Origin of the sequence: Acinetobacter sp. Res13-Abat-PEC15-P4-01, assembly GCF_015676285.1 — a bacterium.
Taxonomy (GTDB): domain Bacteria; phylum Pseudomonadota; class Gammaproteobacteria; order Pseudomonadales; family Moraxellaceae; genus Acinetobacter; species Acinetobacter nematophilus.
The window spans coordinates 82,222-88,434 of record NZ_JADAIN010000001.1 but is presented as its reverse complement, the minus strand read 5'-3'; the positions used below and the strand labels follow the sequence as shown (position 1 = coordinate 88,434).

Here is a 6,213-nt window from a genome sequence, read left to right as displayed (position 1 = left end):
CACCCAATCGCAATGGACCCAGGTCTACGTTTTGCGATCCGTGAAGGTGGTCGTACAGTTGGTGCTGGTGTAGTTGCTAAAGTAACTGCATAATCGCTGATTGTGTAAAAAAGCGCTCCTATGGGGCGCTTTTTTTATGGCACAAATAAAATTTATAAATTGTCAGACAATTACAGCCTAAAGCTGTCCTTAACTGATATTTGTGTGACCTAATCTGCAATTATCCAAAAATTATAAAAAAGTAAGATAAAGAAAGAGAAAAACAAACATAAAGAATTTAAGTGATAGCTCACTTAATAGGAGTAACTGCAATGAATGCAAAAGTGAATATTTCAAATCGTGCTGGTGCAACGTTCCCTGTACGTCGTATGGATTTTAATTTTGACAACGTACCTGAATATTGGGCGGATAATTCGGCAGGTATTACCCATTTCATGACGGCATTATCAGCTTTGTTCCCCGATGGTGAAAAGCTATTTATCGATTCTGTACGTGCGGTGCGTTATCACCCAGCAATTAAAGACAATGAAGCATTGCAAAAAGAAATCAGTGCTTTTATTGGTCAAGAAGCCATGCACACCAAAGAGCATGAAAACTTTAATGCATCTGCAAAACGATTTGGACACGATGTTGAGAAGTATGAGCGCGAAACAGGCGTGCTGATTCAAGCTGCCCGTAAATGGTTTGCGCGAGCTGTTAAACCATTTGGTATGACTCAAGAAATGGTGGATTTGACTGCGACAACAGCATTGGAACACTTTACTGCAACGATCGCATCTCAATTATTGGTCAATGAGCATATTCAAAAATTGATGACAGATCCAACCATGTCATATATGTGGTATTGGCATGCGGTAGAGGAAAATGAACATAAAGCGGTGGCTTATGATGTTTATGAAGCCGTTTTCGGTAAAGGTATTAAAGCTTACGGATTACGTACAACAGCGCTGGTTGTTGCAATGCTGTTGATCTTTATGGCGCAATCCTCATTTGTCGTACGACTGCTGAAAGATGATGGAAAGCTTAACCTAAAAGAACTTGGCATCATTTATAAATATGCCTATAGCCCATCAAAAGGTATTATTACGGGAATGACCAAAGAAATGTTGGCATATTTTAAACCTGGATTTCATCCAAATGATTTGGATACAGTCAGTTTGCTTGAAACATGGAAAGCAAAATTAGGTTTGTGATTGGATCACTAACGGTATTCAACAAAGAGCAACATTTGTTGCTCTTTTTTATTCGACTTATGCCATGAATTTCATATAATTCTTTTTTATTTTGAGTTAATGAACGAAGATGATTCGTTTAATGCAAGCTTCAGATTTAGAAGCAGTGGTTGAAATTGAAAACCAGGTACAAAGCCATCCTTGGAAAAAAAATCAGTTTGAAGAATCACTGACCGGTTATGTGAGTACAGTGATTGTACGGAACCAGCAAGTGGTTGGGTTTTGTATTTTACAGCCTGTGCTAGATGAAGCAAATTTATTGCTCATGGCCATTCATCCAAGTCAGCAGGGGAAGGGATTAGGTTATCAACTTTTAGAAGAATCTATTGCTTTGTTAAAAAATAACCCAGTACAAATTTTTCTTGAAGTCCGTGAGTCAAATAAAGCTGCCATTGCTTTGTATGAAAAATCAGACTTTCATCAGATTGATTTACGGAAGAATTATTATCCTCATAAAGATGGCAGTCGTGAACATGCCATTATTATGGTCAAAACCTGTAGTGATGATTTTTCGAAGTTATTTAAATAAAATGATTTAAATAGAACAGCTCAAGCCGATTATTTAACAATCGGCTCATTCCATTCAGAAGGCAGTGTGGTCATCAGCATATCGCCTAATTCTTGGATTTCCTTGGCATCCAAATGTCGATTAATGCGGCGCCACTGTCCATCTAATAATAATTCAAAAGGGGCATATTGGGATTTGTAATTCATTTTATTGGCATGTGGAACCCAATAGCCCAGATAGACATAATCCAAGCTCAACGATTTTACATATTCAATTTGTTTTAGGATCGCAAAGACCCCGAGTGAGCGCTTACTTTCACTAGGATCAAAGAAGGTATATACCGCCGATATGCCATCATCCAGTTGATCGCAAGTCGATACACTAACTAGGCGGTCATCTTTCCATAGTTCAAGGAAGAAACTATTGGTGCAGCTGTGGATTAAAAATTTTTCAAATTGGTCATAACTGGGCGGAAACATATCACCATCAGCATGACGTTCAATAATATAACGTTCATAAAGCTGATAATGTGTTTGGTTCGCCTCTTGGGTGGAAATAATTCTGACCGTGAGATCTTGATTGCGTTTCCATGCTTTTTTTTGTGCACTGGTCATTTCAAATTCAGAAACTGGAACACGACAAGATAAACATTGGCGACATAGATGGCATTCAGGGCGATAAACAAAGTCTCCACTGCGTCTAAAACCCACACGGGATAGTTCTGAAAGCGTGACCACATCAATGCGATGTACAGGATCAAGAAAAACCATACGTGCAGATTTATTTTCCAGATAGCTGCAATCATGTGGTGGGGTAATATAGTACTGTAAGTCATTCAATAGGGACTTAGGATGATAAGAATTCATAAATCAGCCCCTCCTTTTATTTTCATTCCATTAAGCGCGAAAAATTCGCTATTGTTTTACTTGAAAATACACGCTCTTGATAACTTTTCCAATCTATAGGGGGCTGTTTTATTACATCTTGTAACGATTTAAGATATTCATGGCGAGAAAGTGTGCAAGCACCTAAGCTGATTAAGTGATCATTGACCAACTGACAGTCAATCCAGGGCAAACTGTTTTCGCGACCTAAGAGCATGAGGGCATAAAATGCCATTTTGGAAACATCGGTTTGTGTGCTGAACATGGATTCACCAAAACAACCATGCCCAATACTGACACCATACAGTCCACCCACAATGTTGTCTTGCTGCCACACTTCAACACTATAAGCATAACCTGCCTGAAAAAGCTGACAATAGCCTTGAATAATTTCTTCAGAAATCCAGGTTTCATCGGCATATTGACGGGGCAGGGAACACGAGCGAATGACTTGTTCAAAAGCATGATTAATGGTGATTTGATAATCAAACTTTTTCATATTGCGCAGCAGTGATTTGCTGGGCTTGTACTCATGAGGGCGAATAATACATCGTGGTTCGGGGCTCCACCAACAAATCGGCTCACCTTCAGAAAACCACGGAAACAAACCATGCGTATAGGCTTCGTAAAGTGTTGATGGATCTAAATCTGCACCTATGCAAATTAATCCTTGCTCGTCTGGATCAGCTTCTATTGGATCTGGGAAAATAAATTGTGAAGGTGGTAATGAGTTCACGGAATATCATCAATAAAAAAGATCAGCTTTATCTTAGCTGATCTTGAGCAGGGATGTCTAAATAGATGCTATGCAAAAAGTTTCAATTGTTTCGCAATTTTGAGTTTATCGCTGTCTAAAAAAAACTGAGCTTTTTCTTCAATAATTTTGAGGCTGGTTTCTGTATCAGAAACAGGCTGACCTTGTTGATCCAGAACTAACCATCTTAATTGTGTGAGGACATCCCAAACATATTGAGCAAATTCTGCTGCAGAATTTAAGCCTTCTACAAAATGGGCTCGATAGAAAAGTTGGGTAAACTGATCACTTGGAATGCCTATTCCCGTCAGTGGACATGCCAATACTTGATAATTGGTATGATAGCTGGCTTGTTCGAGGAAGTAGTGATTTAATTTCTGGGCCTGACGGGTTCTTTGCTCAGATAATTCTTGCTGACAGGGTTGAGCTAAACCCAAGTGGCATAAAATGACCAAGGCATTTAACAGTTTGGCATAAGTAATGTCTGGCATGACTTGTTCGAGTTGAGCAAGGGTCTGTGGTTGATAGTCAGACTTTTTAAAATATGCGCCTAGCGGTTGGTAAACCTCTTGGAGTAAATCGAACTCACCTAAATAGCCAGCAATGGTGGTTGGTAGCTTTTCAGGTGCAATCAAGAGTACAAAAGCCGTATTTCTCAAGCGATGTTGGATTTCCAACGGGGTAAGGGTATTTTTACCACGAATGAAGAGATCTTTTCTAAATTGAGTATTGGCAAAATAATCTCTACATTGTTCTTTAAAGATCGGATGTTCAATGGTCGTTAAAAACTGCTGGTGCTGATCACTAAAATTAATATTATCTAAATGGGTATTTAAGTCCGTTGAACCTGCATAGGTCAGTTTAATTTCTTCTAGGATTCGAACCACTTGCTGAAATGAAAAACATTGCCAATCTTGATTGAGATATTCATGAACCAGATAATTTGGATTTTGTTTTTTTAAGTCTTGGACTTTATTCAGTGCATTGGGATTGCGTTGTGCAAACAATGGATTTTGAGCGAGTAAGGCTTCACTGAACTCAAGTGAGTCATTTACTTTTTGCAGTGGATTGGTGCTGGTGCTGTTAAATTTAAAATGACTATGAAATAACTCTCGAATCGGCATGTTGGCTGCCCAACCAGTTAAGCAATTATAACTGATATAGACAATCCCGTTCGGGCTTAGAAATTTCCGAATGAACTGTAGAATAATGTGTTGGTTCTCATGACTGATCCAGCTCCAAATACCGTGTAGGCTGATGGAATCAAACATGGGGAGGTCTTTATTCAGTAATTCTTCAAAACTGGCATCGTAAAAATGGTGCGGAACTTGCGTCTGCTCAGCCAAGACATTGGCGTGTGCCGCGTGTGCAGGATTAAAGTCAGTACCAAAAAATAACCCAAAACTGGAGGTGGCGTGGATATTCAGACTGACCCCTTGACCAAAACCTAATTCACAATGTTTATGATCATCTTTGGCAGGTGGGCAATCTACCCCATTGAGCAATAAACAAAATTTCTGATAATTGGGACTAAGGTCCTTGTAATAGCCATAGGTGTAATTTACTTCAGTCTGGTAGCCATCGGTCCACGTTGTTGTCATCTTTTTTCCTATAATTGATGTTTATTTAAAATCATTGATCTTGTTTATTTATAAATCAAAAATAAAGAAACCGCCATGTAGGCGGTTTCTTTTTACAAAAATAAGGCAATTATTCTAAACCATCTAAGTAACGATCTGCGTCCAGTGCAGCCATACAGCCTGAACCTGCTGACGTAATCGCTTGACGATACACATCATCAGCCACATCACCTGCAGCAAATACACCTGCAACAGATGTTGCTGTTGCATTACCTGCTGTACCACTGCGGACTTGAATATAGCCATTGCGCAGCTCAAGTTGATCTTCAAACATTGCAGTATTCGGTTTATGACCAATCGCCACAAACATACCAGAAACCTCAACATCTTGTGTTGAGTTATCCTGAGTTGATTTAAGACGTACAGAAGTAACACCTGCGTTGCTGTCACCGAGAACCTCTTCGACTTGATGGTTCCAGATAATCGAAATTTTTCCTTCTTTGACTTTTTCATTGAGATGGTCTTGAAGAATTTTTTCCGAACGTAATTTGTCACGACGGTGAACAAGCGTCACATGTGAAGCAATGTTGGAAAGATACAAGGCTTCTTCGACCGCAGTGTTACCTCCGCCCACAACCATGACTTTTTGGTTCTTATAGAAGAAACCATCACAGGTTGCACAAGCACTTACACCTTGACCCATATAGGCTTGTTCTGACTCCAAACCTAAGTATTGTGCTGTTGCACCAGTCGCAATAATTAAAGCATCACAAGTGTATTCATCCATGTCGCCTTTGAGTACGAATGGACGCACTTTCAAATCAACTTCATTGATGTGATCGTAGAGTATCTCAGTACCAAAACGCTCAGCATGTGCTTGCATACGCTCCATCAATGCAGGACCTGTTAAACCTTCAGCATCACCCGGCCAGTTTTCAACATCAGTCGTTGTGGTTAATTGACCACCCAACTGCATACCTGCAATCAATGTTGGTTTTAAGTTGGCACGTGCCGCATATACTGCTGCACTGTAACCTGCAGGACCAGAACCGAGAATAATCAACCGAGAGTGACGAGCGCTCATAAGTCATCCTTTTTATAAAAAATATAGCAATTGCCCGAATTATACGTGAAACTTAGTCAAAGTGGTGTGGCTTGAATGTCGATAATATTGATCATCTAAATCGAATTGAGCTATATAGAAAGACGAAATAAGTTTGTTGAGCATTTTCATGCAAATAAAACTTTAAATTTC

The 6,213-nt window shown here is 39.4% G+C and carries 6 protein-coding genes and 1 pseudogene; 3 read left to right on the top strand and 4 right to left on the bottom strand.

Annotated elements, in window-relative coordinates; all coding sequences use genetic code 11:
• From IMO47_RS00445 to rimI, 3 genes and pseudogenes are all read left to right on the top strand, one after another.
• Positions 1 to 93 (top strand): annotated as a pseudogene (locus IMO47_RS00445) (elongation factor Tu); the annotation flags it as partial.
• A gap of 218 nt (positions 94 to 311) precedes the next feature.
• The gene (locus IMO47_RS00440) at positions 312 to 1,193 is read left to right on the top strand and encodes a metal-dependent hydrolase (RefSeq protein ID WP_196075003.1); all 882 of its coding nucleotides are present in this window, start codon (positions 312 to 314) and stop codon (positions 1,191 to 1,193) included.
• 109 nt (positions 1,194 to 1,302) lie between these two features.
• The gene (gene rimI, locus IMO47_RS00435; RefSeq protein ID WP_196075002.1) at positions 1,303 to 1,761 is read left to right on the top strand and encodes a ribosomal protein S18-alanine N-acetyltransferase; all 459 of its coding nucleotides are present in this window, start codon (positions 1,303 to 1,305) and stop codon (positions 1,759 to 1,761) included.
• Between the two features lie 29 nt (positions 1,762 to 1,790).
• Here the strand turns inward: rimI and IMO47_RS00430 are convergent, their stop codons facing one another.
• The 4 genes from IMO47_RS00430 to trxB all read right to left on the bottom strand — a co-directional run bounded on the left by IMO47_RS00430 (position 1,791) and on the right by trxB (position 6,042).
• Entirely contained in the window at positions 1,791 to 2,606 is an 816-nt protein-coding gene (locus IMO47_RS00430) for an arginyltransferase (protein WP_196075001.1), read from the bottom strand.
• A 22-nt stretch (positions 2,607 to 2,628) separates the two neighbouring features.
• A complete protein-coding gene (gene aat / locus IMO47_RS00425) occupies positions 2,629 to 3,360 on the bottom strand; it encodes a leucyl/phenylalanyl-tRNA--protein transferase (RefSeq protein ID WP_196075000.1) in 732 nt (243 codons plus the stop codon).
• Between the two features lie 68 nt (positions 3,361 to 3,428).
• Positions 3,429 to 4,979, bottom strand: a complete 1,551-nt coding sequence (locus IMO47_RS00420) for a class I SAM-dependent methyltransferase (protein WP_196074999.1) — start codon at positions 4,977 to 4,979, stop codon at positions 3,429 to 3,431.
• A gap of 109 nt (positions 4,980 to 5,088) precedes the next feature.
• Entirely contained in the window at positions 5,089 to 6,042 is a 954-nt protein-coding gene (trxB, locus tag IMO47_RS00415; RefSeq protein WP_196074998.1) for a thioredoxin-disulfide reductase, read from the bottom strand.
• Positions 6,043 to 6,213 lie beyond the last annotated feature (171 nt).

Bases quoted from the DNA above. Each gene is read 5' to 3' on its own strand.
- IMO47_RS00440 (WP_196075003.1), top strand. From the start codon at position 312: ATGAATGCAAAAGTGAATATTTCAAATCGTGCTGGTGCAACGTTCCCT.
- rimI (WP_196075002.1), top strand. From the start codon at position 1,303: ATGATTCGTTTAATGCAAGCTTCAGATTTAGAAGCAGTGGTTGAAATT.
- IMO47_RS00430 (WP_196075001.1), bottom strand. From the start codon at position 2,606: ATGAATTCTTATCATCCTAAGTCCCTATTGAATGACTTACAGTACTAT.
- IMO47_RS00420 (WP_196074999.1), bottom strand. From the start codon at position 4,979: ATGACAACAACGTGGACCGATGGCTACCAGACTGAAGTAAATTACACC.
- trxB (WP_196074998.1), bottom strand. From the start codon at position 6,042: ATGAGCGCTCGTCACTCTCGGTTGATTATTCTCGGTTCTGGTCCTGCA.